A 13,418-nucleotide genomic window follows, 5' to 3' on the forward strand; every position below is an offset into this window, starting at 1 on the left:
TGGGGCAGAGTGTGGTGAAGTGCACAAAGTGGGGCGAACATGTGTTCGAAAAAGCGGGGTGGAAGTGGGGCGAAAACGCGTAAAATCCTTCTACCATGCGGAAGGGTTCTGCTCCCTCCTCCACCGCCATCTCTTTCGGGACGTTGAATCAACGTCCCGATTTTTTATTTCCATTACATGCCACGTGCTTCCACAGTATGTTTCGTATCCGTCAAGCTCTCGCTTAGACTTTCGACAGGAAAGGGAATAGCTATGTCGATTGGTTTCCATCGGGATAAATATATTGAGATGCAGTCTGCTCATATTCAGGAGCGCCGCGACGCTATCGGCGGCAAGCTCTACCTGGAAATGGGAGGGAAGCTCTTTGATGACCACCATGCCTCTCGGGTTTTACCTGGGTTCACCCCGGATAACAAGATCGTCATGCTCGAACAGATCAAAGACGAAATCGAGATTGTTGTCTGCCTGAATGCCAAGGATATTCAACGCCAGAAGAAGCGCGCGGATCTGCAGATTTCCTATGAGGATGACGTTTTGCGCCTGGTTGATGTGTTCCGGGAGCGCGGTTTCCTGGTGGAAAACATCGTCGTGACGCAAATGGATGAATCCAACCAGCAAGCGCAGGCCTTTATTGAACGTCTACAGCGGCTGGGTTTGAAGGTGGCCAAGCATCGCGTTATTGCTGGATACCCTTCCGATACCCACCGGATCGTTTCGCTGGAAGGGTTCGGGGTTAATGACTATGTTGAAACCTCGCGGGATCTCATTATCGTCACAGCTCCTGGCCCAGGTTCGGGCAAGCTGGCGACCTGCCTTTCACAGATTTATCACGAGTATCAGCGGGGTAAGCAGGCAGGCTACGCCAAATTTGAGACGTTCCCGATTTGGAATATTCCGCTAGAACATCCCGTGAATCTGGCTTATGAAGCGGCAACGGCTGATTTGGACGATATTAACGTCATTGATCCGTTCCATTTGAGTACCTATGGCAAGCAAGTCACCTCGTATAACCGTGACGTTGAGGTGTTTCCGCTGCTGAAGTCGCTGCTAGAGACGATGGCCGGATCGTGCCCGTATGCCTCTCCAACGGATATGGGTGTGAATATGGCGGGTATGTGCATTAGTGATGACGAGGTAGTTCGGCAGGCTTCTCGCCAGGAGATTGTGCGGCGCTACTTCAAGGCCTTAGTGGATGAGCAGGCCAACGATCTGGATTCGACGATTTCTGATCGGGTGGCCATCATCATGTCGAAAGCTGGTACGACGGTAGCGGATCGTCGCGTGGTTGCTCCAGCTCGCGAGTTGGAGGAGCGTACCGGCGCTCCGGCCTGTGCGATGGAGCTGCCAGATGGCACGATTATCACGGGTAAAACCTCGGAACTTTTAGGGTGTTCTGCGGCTATGTTGTTGAATGCCTTGAAGCATCTGGCAGGGATTGATCCAGAGATTCCGTTGCTTTCCCCGCGTTCCATTGAGCCTATTCAGACCTTGAAAACCACTCATCTTGGGTCACGTAATCCACGGTTGCATACCGACGAGGTGTTGATTGCCTTGTCGGTATCGGCTGGTGAATCCGAGGATGCCCGTCGGGCTTTAGAACAGTTGCAGAGTCTGGCCGGATGTGATGTGCATACCACAACGATTCTGGGCACGGTAGATGAAGGCATTTTCCGTAATCTTGGAATGCTCGTCACGTGCGAACCGAAGTATCAGCGCAAGACGTTGTACCGCAAGAAGTAATTGCGTTTACGTAATGAATAATGCCGCAAGGCGGATACAGGGAGTTGGCATGAGCCAAACTGACCACACTCATACAGATATGACAGCACCGACGCAGCCGCATGATGGTCGGGTATCGGGGTTAACCACAGAGCAGGTCGAACAGCGCCGAGCTGCGGGGCGGGCGAATGAGCTACCGCCGCGTACTGGAAAAACTGTTCGCCAGATCGTACAACAGAACGTTTTTACACGAATTAATGCGATTTTAGCGGTTCTGCTGGTTATGGTCCTCAGTACTGGATCATGGATTAATGCGGCCTTTGGTTTGTTGATTGTGGTGAATTCAGCGATTGGCATTATTCAGGAGTTGCGGGCGAAGCATACCCTGGAATCGCTGTCGATTATCGGCGAGGAGCATCCGCGCGTATGGCGGGATGGCACGGTCGTAGAGGTGAAGCAAGAGGATCTTGTGTTAGATGACCTTGTGGAACTTGCGGCTGGCAATCAGATCGTGGTTGATGGCGAGGTGGCAACCTCAGATTATCTTTCCGTCGATGAATCGAATCTGACTGGTGAATCGGATCCAGTGGCGAAAAAAGCTGGCGATACGGTGATGTCTGGTTCTTTCGTGGTTTCCGGAACGGGCTCATACGTGGTGACGAAAGTGGGGGCGCAATCCTATGCGGCGAAGCTCGCTCAGGAGGCTTCGCGTTTCACCTTGGCGCGTTCCCAGTTGCAGGCGGGTATTGATTCGATATTGCGCTACGTGACGTGGGTGCTCATTCCGGTGGGAATCGTGACGGTTATTTCTCAAATGCGTTCGGGGGTTTCCCGTTGGCAGTCAATGATTCTCGACATTACCGGCGCGCTTGTGCCGATGGTTCCCGAGGGATTAGTGCTGATTACCTCAACGGCTTTCGCACTGGGTGTGATCCGTTTGGGTCGGCGTCAGTGTTTGGTTCAGGAGCTGCCCGCTATTGAGGGATTAGCGCGCGTGGACGTCGTATGTGCGGATAAGACGGGGACGCTGACGGAGAACACCTTGGAGTTTGCCGAGCTAGTGATCGCTGAGGATGCGCGAATGGATCGCGATGCGGCAACTGGGGCTTTAGCTCAATTGTTGGCAACGGATCCAGCCCCTAATGCGACGGCACAGACGGCAATGGAGCAGTTCCCGTTAACGCAGCAGCCGTGGCCAGTTGTGGCCCGTCAGCCGTTTACTTCAGCGAAGAAATGGTCTGGGGCTACTTTTGCCGAGGGCACAGTTACGATTGTGGGTTCTTCGGGGGCAGGCACTGCGCAGGCCGGTTCTGCTGGTAGCACCCCGTGTTCGTGGGTGATGGGTGCGCCTGACGTTTTGGCCCAGTCACATCCGCTGGGTCAGCAGGCGGAAGAGATCGGTGCTACGGGCAAGCGCGTGATTGTCTTTGGATGGTGCGAGACGCCGGTGGATCAAGAGAATGCCCCGGGGCAGGTTCATCCGGTTGGGCTATTGGTGTTCGAGCAGCGCATCCGCCCAGATGCTGCCGATACCTTGGAATATTTTGCCCGTCAAGATGTTGATGTAAAGGTCATTTCCGGGGATAACGCGACCTCGGTTGCCGCGGTAACGAATCGTTTAGGAATAGATGCGGGCCAGGCGGTGGATGCTCGGCATATCGAGGATTCTGAGTTTGACGAGGTAATTACCAGCAATCGTACATTTGGTCGAGTGCGCCCCGATCAGAAACAGGCGATGGTTAAGGCCCTGCAAAAGGCTGGTCATACGGTGGCAATGACGGGCGATGGCGTCAATGATGTTTTGGCTTTGAAGAATGCTGATATTGGGGTGGCGATGGGCTCAGGCTCAGCGGCAACCCGAGCGGTGGCCAAAATTGTGCTACTGGATAACCGCTTTGCGACTTTGCCGTATGTGGTGGGAGAAGGGCGCCGAGTGATCGGCAATATCGAACGAGTGGCTAATCTGTTTTTAACAAAGACGATCTACTCCGCGATTTTGGCTATTCTCATTACGGGCGCGTCGGTGCCGTTCCCCTTCGTGCCTATTCACGTCACGATTACCGGCTGGTTTACTATTGGAATTCCCGCATTTTTCTTAGCTTTGCCACCGAATAACAATCGGGCAAAATCACATTTCGTCCGGCGTGTTTTGCATTTTGCGGTGCCGGCTGGAGTGATCGTCGGGGTGACGGCGGTGGTGGCTTATCTTGTGGTCTCTGGCGGGCATGTGCCCGACCATCACGTGCAAGAGTCCACGGCGGCTTTGGCGGCCCTCATTATTCCTTCTTCCTGGGTGTTGTGTTGCATTGCGCGTCCACTTTCCCCGTGGAAATTAGCATTGATTATTTTGCCACTTGTGGGTTATGGGGTGATTTTTACCTGGTCGGTGACGCAGCGGATGTTCTCCTTGGATTCGTCGAATGTACAGATGATGATAGTGGCGAGCGTGATCGGGGTAGTGGGAGCACTCGGTGTAGAAGGCGTATGGTGGTGGAATCGGATGCGCTCTGAGGATCCGACTCCGTTGTGGAAGCCAGAGCCGTTCTTTGATTCTGAGGTAACGCACAGCGAGGAGCGCAGCAGCGCAAAGTAACGCAATCGCACGTTCTGGAGCTAGCGGTGTTGTGGTGTGTGGATAAGGGAAGTGAATGAAGATTCAGTTGCGTTATTTTGCTGCGGTCGCGGCGGCAGCCGAACGAGAGGTAGAGACGATTGAGTTTCCGACGGCGGTTCGGGTCAGCGAACTAATGGCTGAGATTATGCGGCGGCATCCGAGTGAGCGAATGGCTCATGTGCTCGATATATCGTCTTTTTTGGTGGATGGCAGCTATGCCGAGCGGGAGGCTGAGCTCAGCGGCGAGGTAGTGAATGTTGATATTTTGCCGCCGTTTGCGGGTGGTGATCCGGATGCGGTGATCTTGCCTCAGGTAGCGAAACGTCATCGGATTGCGAGCCAAGGCGTGGGCGCTCGTGGGTGAGCGCGGCACAATTGCGCCGCTGGTTGCGCCCGGGGCAGAGCTGAGTGCTGAGCAGCAGGAACGTTTTGCTCGGCATATTAGTCGGGAAGAGATCGGCATGATCGGTCAGCGGCGTTTGCTTAACGCTCGGGTGCTGATGGTCGGTGCAGGCGGTCTGGGATCAACGGTTCTGCTCTACCTGGCGGCTGCAGGTGTGGGAACTATCGGGATTGTGGATAACGATCGCGTAGATCTGACGAATCTGCAACGGCAAATCATTCATTCAACGGCGGCAATTGGGGAACTGAAAGTTGATAGTGCGGCGCGGCGCTTACGAGAGCTCAATCCAGAAATACGCATTGAACGAATGGCACTGCGCCTAGATAGCGAGAATATCGACGAGGTACTGCACGGGTGGGATCTCATTATTGACGGCACGGATAATTTACCTACGAGGTATCTCATCAGTGACGCTGCCGCAAAAGCGGAGATCCCGCTGGTGTGGGGCACAGTCCTCGGGTGGCACGCGCAAGTGTCGGTGTTCTGGAGCGGGCCTCGGGCGGTGGCGGCCGGGTTCCCCGGCCCGCGCGGGATTTCGATGCGGGATATTTTCCCGCGCGAGGCACCGCCGCAGGCGGTGCCTCCCACCGCCCAGGTGGGCTTGCTGGGGGCGGTTCCTGGGCAAGCTGGGGTCGTCATGGCAAGCGAAGCGATCAAGCTCATCACTGGAGCTGGTGTACCGCTCGTGGGGAGGATCCTGCTTATTGACGCCCTTACGGCTCGCACGCATGAGATCCCAATTGTGCCGCGTGTGTCGCATACCGATACTCCGTCGGGTGAATAAAACCTGTCGGATTGATATGTGCGCCTGCCAGAGTGCGGCGAGGTCAATTGGGTGAGGAGTTAGGGATGGCCGACGGTCGAGTGCCATTTTGGCAAGCCAGATCAATGAAAAATGTCAGTTAGTTCAATGAGATCGTCAGTTGGGTCAAATGAAACTGCCAAATCGATTAATGGCAACACTGCCAGCCAGGCAACGAGGACGTTAACCAGCTCAGCGATATGTTAGCCGCTTGGGATGATCGGGGCACTGCTACGGTTGGCGCATTCAGGGGTTAGATTGATGGATGTGTCTCGTCAGGTCAGCGCACGAGGAGGATCGCGTAGGTCGCGAATACCTGAAGCGTGTCAGCTTCTTGGGAGCCTTGTGTGGGCGAGAGTAGTATCTCGGTTGGCAGATTCGCCAGCGAGATTGATGAATATATGCCTGGGGTTGAGAGCGCAAGTAAAGAGCACATAGGCAGCGAATATCTCGGCGAAATATGGAAAGAGTTAATCGTCAATCGGTGTGAATACGTCGGGTTAGCTTGGGAGCATGTGAGAGTACGTGGAATCAGCGCTGCTGGTCAGATCGCGGTTGCCTCAGCAGATCACGCAGACCAGTGACGCCTCAGCTAATCGCGCGGTCATATTTCTCGGATTGTGCAAAGCGCTGTATTCGGCTCGAGAGCGTGCGGTTAATAGGTAGGCAACCTACCAGCAGGATCCTACTAACAGACGCTACCAGTGGCACTAGCATAGGCAACCTACCAGCGCGACTAATCAGCATCTGCTCTACTTAACAGGCAAACACTGGCACGTCGGTCTACTAACAGGCGAACTACCCAAAATAGGCAGCTATCAACAGGCAGCTCGCAAGTAGGAAGATTAAACAACCTCAGATTGCCGAAAGGTGGCTAGATCAGCGATAGGTAAACCAGTACGATTGAGCTACGATGACCAATGCTTGGCTCACTTATTGGCAGGTAGGTCCGAAATATCTAACGAGCAGCCCGATTACCGAAGAGAGTTAGATCCGCATTCGCCCGATTACCGAAAAAGATCAGGCGCGCGTACTTGAGTACTGGCTGATACGTTCCTCCGCCGGATAATTCTGCGTCACTGGGTATGCTGTGAATTATTACATTCATGTTGTTGGATATGAGATGTGTTTACTGGGAAACCGCAAACTGGCAGATAGTTACACAAACTACCGCGTAGGGAAGTGACGATGGATCGGCATGAGTTCGTTGAACTGAGTAATAGACTGCGGATTCCAGGGCGGGGAATTGACCAGGCGCTATCGGAGTCGAGTGGTTTCACCGAAGGATGGCATTTGGTTACTAAAGAGCAGCATGGAGCTCCGGTTGTCGTGGTGGGGTATGCCGAGCGGGGATATCTCTACGATGAAAAGCGGTTCGCGGATTCTCGTGACGCCTACGAGTATCTGTGGAATAAAATATGCTCCGGTTACGGCATCTGTGACGAGCTACGTCGGAAAGTCCGGGCGCAATACGCTGCCGGTATTCCCGACGATCCAAGCCAAGATATTCAGCACTACGATATTCCGGTGATAATTGCTGGGCATGTAGAAACCTGGCACATTGAGTGGAATCCAGGATGGAATCCCAATGATCGAGACTTCACCCAGGCATGTATGGTGTTGCGCGATCCGGCAGGGCAGCACACGTATTCTTCACAGACGGAATCCTTAGCGAGGTGCTGCCAGATGTGGCGGCAAAAAGAATCGAATGTGTTTATCCATTTATGTGCTATTCGGGAGCAAGCTGAAAAGGACGGAATTAAACTTGCAGTGGCTGGAGCTTTTGTTCATGCCGTCGCCGATTATCCATCGTATCCAATCACTCAACCCTACGTTAGGGTCAGCCTGCCAGAAGGCAATACGCAGATCACGTTAGATCGGCGAACGTATCAGAGAACTAAAGGCTGGTATTCGGCAGCCAAAGTTCCCATTTTTGCGCCCATTGAACCAGATCGGGCCGTCTCGGTCGTGGCGCAATATCGCGCTGATAACGAGTATAGACAGGCGCGGCAGGCACGTTATGAAACGAGAGTTGTAGAGCGAAAGGCTCTAGAGCGTCGGCGATATCTTCGTGTAGAGCTGCCGCTGACGTTACTGACTATGGTGATAACTACGGTGGCATCGTTATGGATGTGGACGACCGGGCAGGCGATGTCCGGAGTGCCCAAACAGCTCATGCTCTACCTCGGTTTTGCCATGTGGGGTTTAATCTATCTGCCGCATGTGCTGCTAAGGGCGCGCTGGCGGCGTCTCGATCAGGAATAGGCTCACTCACCCACTGGAAATAAACGACGAGGCACGCCCGGGAAAGCAAGCCTTTGGAGGTGCGCCCAGTGGAACTACACTCGTCAAAAATACGCCACCTCAAAGTGCCCAGCAAAAGTGTGTGCCCGCCAAAAGTCGGTTTCCTCCTCTCCTCGGAAATCACGTTTATTCACGGCGCGCCACTAGGTTAATCAATAGTGCAAAACACCAGGAGTGTGCCCGCAGCCGTTAAGAAGCGAGCTATCAAGGAATAAGTGGCTACCAAATACGCCGTCAAAAAGTTGAGCCGCTAAGCCCTAACCCCTAAGCCGCCACCAACTAAGCAGCCGCGACTCGAGCCACTACATACCGACTTGCCAAACGTGAAGCCACTAAAAACAGCCGCGACCATGAAACATAACTGCAACCATGAAACAAACTGCGACCATGAAATAAACCGCAGCCAATGAACATCGCCGCGATCATTGGCTGCAGGCGTACTAAAACAACCGATACGAGCTAGCCCGTCATCGCGGATAGAACTGCCGGTAAACCTGCCCTGCATGCTTCACGTATAAGGATCTCGGCACACAGAGCTTTTTATATAGATCGACGGAGATTTGGGTACAGATCGGTACAGATCATTGATCGCTTTCCTCGCGCTAGTCTGCCCAGCTTGCGTTACGGGTCAATTCCATTGCACGCTGCGCATCCAAAGCCGCTAGATGTGGCAGTGGATTAATCCCGCACAGCTCAACATAATCGGTGAGCATACGACGCACAGTATCGTGTAATTCGTCAGGATCCCACGGCTTCGCAATATAGTGATCGAGATCGGCATCGTTGACCGCCCGGATGGTATCAGCGAGATCGGCTTGACCAGTTACCAAAACCTTACGAGTTGCGGCAGTGCGTTCATCATCCATCATCTGCACCAGGAAATCCACTCCCGAGGTACCCGGCATACGATGATCGCACAGAGCAAGCGCAAGGAGATCACCGTCGGCGTCTACTTCGTCAATGACATCCCAGGCGTCAGCCACGTCTTGTGCGGGCTCAATCCGAACAGTGGTGGAGAACTCGATAAGATCGCGTTCAACTGCGGCGCGCACCTCTGGCTCGTCTTCGACAATTAGGATCGTGAGTTTCATAATTCCTCCGTAATTTTAGGGATGTGGCCGGATTCGGTTGGGTCAGGAGAAAAGCGGTGGATAGCAGTGGTGGATTCCTCTGTGCCAGCGCAGGATCCAGGACCGTCAATGGGCAGAATGACGGTGAACGTCGTCCCAGCGGGGCTGGAATCAACAGTGATTTTTCCTTCGTGCCGATTAACGATATTTTGCACTAAACTCAGCCCAATTCCCATGCCAAATCGAACTTGCCCATTCTTCGTGGTGAATCGGGGTTCAAAAATATGGGCCTGAGTGGTGGGAGGAATACCAGGGCCATTATCGGCAACCTTGACGCTGATATGGGTATCACTGAAGCGACCTGTGGTGATGGTGATATGGGCGTCGCTCTGCTCTGCCATAGCTTCTGCGGCATTCGTCAGCAGGTTCGTCCACACTTGGGATAGCTGCCCAGGATGGCAGGTGATGCGGGGCAAGGTGTGGTAATCCCGATCAACGGTGATATGGGTCAGGCGGTGGGATAGCAGCCGCAAGGTGTCATCGATGCCGACGTGGACGTCAATATCCACAATCGGATCTCCGTCTGGGCGCGCATAGGACCGCAAAGAGGAGACGAGTTCAGTGATCCGGTCAGTTGCGGTGGTTAAATTGCGCAGCCCACTGCCAATAGAAGCCGCCAGCTCCACCGTTTCCAAGGACATGTGCCGAGAGCGGGTGATTTCACGGGCGAATTCTGGATCGTGAATTCCGGCTAGGACGAGACGCTGGGCAACCGCGCGATCCTTGACGACGTTTTCCAGTTCATGACGAACACTGCGCGCTTCGCGGGTTGTCAACGAGGGCGCGTCATGAGCGGCTTCCAGGGCTGCCAGGGTGCGTCGGGCCCATTTCTTATCCCCGCAGGTGGCGATGAGGGATTCGACGGCATGGAGTAGGTGATCGGCGGTGCGGTCAATGGCGGCCATCGGATTATTAAGTTCGTGTGCCACACCGGCGGCCAACTCTCCTAGGGAGGCGAAGCGCGCTTGGCTCATCAACTCAGCTCGCGCGGCTTCGAGGTTGCGCAGGGCGAGAGCGAGATTGTGGCGTTCCTGTTCAAGCTGGGTGGTGAGTTCGTATTGTTCTATTTGGATGTCTTCCGCGCGGCGTAACCGTCGGTCAAAGGAGCGCACGAACAGGGCAGCCACAAGGGAGGGCACATCATGGTCGTGATTCCAGATGTAGTTGAGCTGTTCAAAGGTGAGCTGGACGGCGACGACATGGGTGGTGGTGCGGGAGGTGAAGAATGCGGGACGCCCGGAGGTCATGGCTAACATGCCAATAAGCCGACCTGTTGAGGCGTGATGCATGGTGATGTCTCCGGCATCGGAGGCGCGTTCCAGTGAAACTTGGCCAGATAGGGCGAGAACGACTTCCTCAACTCGCAGCCCTTCGCGCGTCAGGCAGACGTCAGGCGGGAAATTGATTCGCGGTTGGAAGCCGAGGAGGTGATCAGCAGAATCGACGATTCGATGGATAATTTCCAGATCGGATAGGTCAAGGTTGAGGGCGAAGCGTTCTTCTGCGGACAACGGTTCGCTATCGAGCTGCTCAGTATATGAGGAACTGACGGGCGTGGCGGGAGCGAAAGGCGCCGGCTGTGGCGGCATGGGTGGGGGCGGGCTTGAAGAAAGCGGCTGCGTTTGAGAGGCGGGAAAAGTGAGGGAAGACGTGCTGTTGGGGCTACGTTCTGACGCGGGCGCGGGTGGCGCGGTTTGGGAAGTGGTGGTGGCATGGCGGCGTCTAGCCCAGCGCAATAGTGGATTTCCTGCGTGTGCGGCGGCAGCGGCGTGGCGTTGCCGTGCGGCGTGCCGTGTGTTTTTCCGATAGCGGCGCATTTGGGAGCGAATGTCGCGGGTGAAGGCCTTTTGTGGGAAATCGGGAAGGTAGCCTAAGAGATTCAAGCGTCCCATATCTGCGAGCGCATTCAGCCCGTTGACTTCTTTTGCGCTGGTGAGGATCACGATACGGACGTTATCGTGGGCGGGGTTGCGCAAGAATGTGTGGATGGGGTGTTCTGGGGGAATGCCTGCGCTATCCACAGTGAGGGTGACGACGGCCAGTTCAATGAGTTTTGATTCCATTGCGAGGAGTTCAGCGAAGCTCGTCGCATGGTGGATATGACATTCGCCGTCTAGCTTAGGGGTGAGCCATAGCGGAATGGCCGCCGTCAGAGGATCAGCACCGACGACGACAAGATCCAGGGGGCGCTTGTCGATCGCTGCGAGATCAGAGGTGGATTCGCTCATGGATCAGGCACCTGTTTATCAACTGACTAAGCCCATAGCCGACCATAGGTAGGGCACGGCAAAGACGAGCAAAGCGGTGGCTGCTGTTCCGACTACCATGCCTACGATAGCCATTTGGCCGATCTTGATTTCTCCGGTTGAGTAGGCGATTGCGTTCGGTGGGGTGGAAATCGGCATTGACATGCCCAGTGAGCAGGAGATGGCGACTACGGTGGCGATCGTGATGGCATTGACGTCATCGAGGGAAACGGCCAGGGAAACGGCCAGCGGGACGAGGAGGTTAGCGGAGGCGGAGTGGGAAATGACGTTCGCCATGCCGAAACCGATAAGTGCCAATATCGCGAGGATCCACAGCGCGCCGAGTGATTTCCAGGGCACGGAGCCAACTAGCCAATCGTCGAGTCCGGTTGCGCCGACTCCGTTTCCTAATGCGATACCGCCGGAGACGAGCCAGAGGACGGGCCAGTCCAGGACTTTAATATCGGCGCCGTGCATGACTTTTAAGCATAGTAGGGCAACGACGGGGAAGAATCCGACGATATTTGAGGAGATTCCGTGTAGCGGTTCGGTCATCCATAACACGATGGTGAGGGCGGCGACGGCATAGAAGATTTTTGCGTCGGTGGAGCGATCCCATTGGGAGTCCATTTCGACGTGGATTCGTGCGTCGGCGGGTAGGAACATGAAGCAGATGAAGAGCCAGGCGAATACGAGGACGATCAACATGAAGGGGATCGCCATAATCATCCAGTCCACGAAGGAAACAGTGATGCCTTTTTCTGCGAGTGCGCCGACGGCGATGGCATTCGGTGGAGTGCCCACTGGGGTGCCGATTCCGCCGACGTTTGCGGCCAATGGGATGGATAGGGCAACGCCGGCGCGCGCTTTGCCGGCGGGCAGGGAGCGCAAGATTGGGGCGACGACGGCAAACATGGTGGCAGTGGTCGCGGTGTTGGACATGAACATGGATAGCACGGCGGTGATGAGCATGAGTCCGGCAGTGGTTGCGCGGGCTTTATCGGAGAAGGGGCGCAGCATCACGGATGCGAGGTTTTTATCTAGACCGTATTTTTCGGCGCCGTGCGCGATGATGAATCCGCCGAGGAACAAGATGATAACGGGGTTTGCTAGGGCGGCGAAGTAGGCTGCGGGGCTAAGGATTTTTTCGGCTAGTTCGCTGTTGCCGCCGGTTGGGTCAACGATGGCGTCGGTGGAGATGAGCAGGACTTCTAGGAGGATGACGAGGACGGCAGTGGCCGTCAGGGGGATGGGTTCGGTAATCCACAGCACGATGGCAAGCAGGAAGATGGATAGCATCCGTTCGCCAGGTTCGGCGAGGTTGGGGATGTCGATGATGAAGGGCAGAAGGAATACGATGGCGCCGATAAGGAGGCCGATTTTTTGTTTCAGGTCGAGTCGGGTTCGGCGGTGTGCTGCGGGTGGTTGTGCGCTGGCCGATCCTCGGCCGGTTGAGCGGCGAGCAGGGCGTGGGTGGCGTGGTGGTGTGTGCGCAGGGGTCGGCATGGTGGCGGCCTCATATAGTCGATATGGTCACGGACACATCTATCTTATGTTGTAGGCAACATAATCGGGGGCGCTTTTGTCGCTAATCGATACGAGATGGCTGCGACGGCGGAGCAGGCCGTGGGTTATTGCTGTGTTTTTCGGGGTATGTGGATCGGGGTGGCGATGTGTGGGAGTTGGAATGGGAGTAGGTGGTGCGGGGATTTTTTACGGCAGAACATGTCGCCATTTTCGGGTATTGAAAATCCCAGCAAATTCCCAGGATCAGTTAATGGATATCCAAGACTGGTTCGCCATACTGGATTCATCGCGAGGAGTTATCCAGAGAAAAATCCTCTCGTGTGTGTGATGGAAATAGCCGTGACTAGCGGATGAGAAGGAAATTTGTGCAGTCCTTCGACAGCATCAGTTAGTCTGCCCGGAGGCGGGCGACCTATTGCGTGGAAGGTCGCCCGCCTTTTCCATGCGCCGGCTTGTGTGTGGATCTCGGCGTGGTGCGGGTACGCCCGATATGTGTGCGTGGTGGAGCGAGGGGTAGCTGCGATCTTGCTGGTGGTGTGGTAGGGGATAGTGCAGTGTAACGAGGGTAAATGTGTGGCGGGGGGGGGGGGGGGGGGGGTGTTCCCCCCCCCCCCCCCCCCCTTTGGAGGGTTCGCTTACCTTTTTCTTTTTTCCTTTCCTTTTCTTTTGTGCG

Annotated in this window: 10 protein-coding genes; 6 read left to right on the forward strand and 4 right to left on the reverse strand. The window is 55.1% G+C overall.

The features are described 5' to 3' along the window. Positions 1 to 252: 252 nt before the first annotated feature. From ACLHIL_RS03660 to ACLHIL_RS03680, 5 genes are all read left to right on the forward strand, one after another. Complete coding sequence (locus ACLHIL_RS03660; RefSeq protein WP_411296596.1) at positions 253 to 1,740, forward strand: DUF1846 domain-containing protein; 1,488 nt, start codon at positions 253 to 255, stop codon at positions 1,738 to 1,740. A gap of 49 nt (positions 1,741 to 1,789) precedes the next feature. Further along, a complete protein-coding gene (locus ACLHIL_RS03665; protein WP_411296597.1) occupies positions 1,790 to 4,312 on the forward strand; it encodes an HAD-IC family P-type ATPase in 2,523 nt (840 codons plus the stop codon). Between the two features lie 55 nt (positions 4,313 to 4,367). Beyond that, positions 4,368 to 4,697, forward strand: a complete 330-nt coding sequence (locus tag ACLHIL_RS03670; RefSeq protein ID WP_411296598.1) for a MoaD/ThiS family protein — start codon at positions 4,368 to 4,370, stop codon at positions 4,695 to 4,697. After that, a complete protein-coding gene (locus tag ACLHIL_RS03675; protein ID WP_411296599.1) occupies positions 4,690 to 5,520 on the forward strand; it encodes a HesA/MoeB/ThiF family protein in 831 nt (276 codons plus the stop codon). The genes ACLHIL_RS03670 and ACLHIL_RS03675 overlap by 8 nt, the downstream gene beginning before the upstream one ends. A gap of 365 nt (positions 5,521 to 5,885) precedes the next feature. Continuing rightward, complete coding sequence (locus ACLHIL_RS03680; protein ID WP_411296600.1) at positions 5,886 to 6,122, forward strand: hypothetical protein; 237 nt, start codon at positions 5,886 to 5,888, stop codon at positions 6,120 to 6,122. Positions 6,123 to 6,496: 374 nt separating this feature from the next. Here the strand turns inward: ACLHIL_RS03680 and ACLHIL_RS03685 are convergent, their stop codons facing one another. Next, positions 6,497 to 6,646, reverse strand: coding sequence for a hypothetical protein (locus ACLHIL_RS03685; protein ID WP_411296601.1), 150 nt, complete (start codon positions 6,644 to 6,646; stop codon positions 6,497 to 6,499). Positions 6,647 to 6,726: 80 nt separating this feature from the next. Between ACLHIL_RS03685 and ACLHIL_RS03690 the strand changes: the two genes are divergently transcribed. Then, positions 6,727 to 7,803 carry a hypothetical protein gene (locus ACLHIL_RS03690; protein ID WP_411296602.1) on the forward strand — a complete coding sequence of 359 codons (1,077 nt, stop codon included), beginning with the start codon at positions 6,727 to 6,729 and terminating at the stop codon, positions 7,801 to 7,803. A gap of 641 nt (positions 7,804 to 8,444) precedes the next feature. On the opposite strand, the gene ACLHIL_RS03695 is transcribed toward ACLHIL_RS03690, so the two are convergent. Genes ACLHIL_RS03695 through ACLHIL_RS03705 form a run of 3 tightly spaced genes read right to left on the reverse strand, consistent with a single transcriptional unit; the run spans position 8,445 to position 12,724 of the window. After that, positions 8,445 to 8,933, reverse strand: coding sequence for a response regulator (locus ACLHIL_RS03695; RefSeq protein WP_411296603.1), 489 nt, complete (start codon positions 8,931 to 8,933; stop codon positions 8,445 to 8,447). Next, positions 8,930 to 11,200: a sensor histidine kinase gene (locus tag ACLHIL_RS03700; RefSeq protein WP_411296604.1), complete on the reverse strand. Its 2,271-nt coding sequence runs from the start codon at positions 11,198 to 11,200 to the stop codon at positions 8,930 to 8,932. The genes ACLHIL_RS03695 and ACLHIL_RS03700 overlap by 4 nt, the downstream gene beginning before the upstream one ends. An 18-nt stretch (positions 11,201 to 11,218) precedes the next feature. Beyond that, the gene (locus ACLHIL_RS03705; RefSeq protein WP_411296605.1) at positions 11,219 to 12,724 is read right to left on the reverse strand and encodes an SLC13 family permease; all 1,506 of its coding nucleotides are present in this window, start codon (positions 12,722 to 12,724) and stop codon (positions 11,219 to 11,221) included. Positions 12,725 to 13,418: the final 694 nt, after the last annotated feature.

Source organism: Trueperella sp. LYQ143 (assembly GCF_046599595.1).
GTDB lineage: Bacteria > Actinomycetota > Actinomycetes > Actinomycetales > Actinomycetaceae > Trueperella.

Coding starts and splice junctions, on each gene's coding strand:
- ACLHIL_RS03660 (WP_411296596.1), top strand. CDS start 253: ATGTCGATTGGTTTCCATCGGGATAAATATATTGAGATGCAGTCTGCT.
- ACLHIL_RS03665 (WP_411296597.1), top strand. CDS start 1,790: ATGAGCCAAACTGACCACACTCATACAGATATGACAGCACCGACGCAG.
- ACLHIL_RS03670 (WP_411296598.1), top strand. CDS start 4,368: ATGAAGATTCAGTTGCGTTATTTTGCTGCGGTCGCGGCGGCAGCCGAA.
- ACLHIL_RS03685 (WP_411296601.1), bottom strand. CDS start 6,646: ATGAATGTAATAATTCACAGCATACCCAGTGACGCAGAATTATCCGGC.
- ACLHIL_RS03690 (WP_411296602.1), top strand. CDS start 6,727: ATGGATCGGCATGAGTTCGTTGAACTGAGTAATAGACTGCGGATTCCA.
- ACLHIL_RS03695 (WP_411296603.1), bottom strand. CDS start 8,933: ATGAAACTCACGATCCTAATTGTCGAAGACGAGCCAGAGGTGCGCGCC.
- ACLHIL_RS03700 (WP_411296604.1), bottom strand. CDS start 11,200: ATGAGCGAATCCACCTCTGATCTCGCAGCGATCGACAAGCGCCCCCTG.
- ACLHIL_RS03705 (WP_411296605.1), bottom strand. CDS start 12,724: ATGCCGACCCCTGCGCACACACCACCACGCCACCCACGCCCTGCTCGC.